Source organism: Tamlana crocina, from assembly GCF_012037625.1.
The window spans coordinates 1-487 of sequence record NZ_JAAVJS010000186.1 but is presented as its reverse complement, the minus strand read 5'-3'; the positions used below and the strand labels follow the sequence as shown (position 1 = coordinate 487).

Sequence of the window (487 nt, the reverse complement as noted above, 5' to 3'; positions counted from 1 at the left end):
ATTTGCAAGTGGAATTACGTCATTATTTTTAGTGTCATATTATAGAAAAGACTAAATGACCACCGACTCTCAATTGTTCTTCAGTAATTTCAGGATCTTGTTCTCAACTTCGGGAGAGTTCCACTTTTGCTCAATTTCAGGTATTTGCATCACCTCATCCATGATGGCTGCCTGCCGGTCACCTATTTTTAAAGCTTCGGCATAAGGCGCTTCAGAAAAGGTCACCCGGGAATATGCGGGAATCCATTTTTCAGGATGTTTTTCAGCAAAATTTTTCTCTATCTTCTTCCGCAGCAGGAATTGAGGATCGGCAGTTTTGCTGCTCATCTCCATGAAATTCCGGTAGCTGAGTTCCGCAATTGCATCGGCATTTGGTTTCCGGATTTCCTGATATTCAGAAAAGATCTTTTCCCAATCATCGCCGTGTTTTTCCTCCAGCCTCCCCAATTCAGAAATATCTTCAAAACCGGCGTTCATACCCTGGCCG

The 487-nt window shown here is 42.9% G+C and carries 1 protein-coding gene; it reads right to left on the bottom strand.

Annotated features, from left to right (window positions below; translation table 11 throughout):
* Nucleotides 1-69: 69 nt before the first annotated feature.
* Nucleotides 70-487 (bottom strand): FAD-dependent oxidoreductase (locus tag HC176_RS16260; protein WP_425338216.1); only part of this gene is annotated, 418 nt, incomplete at its 5' end.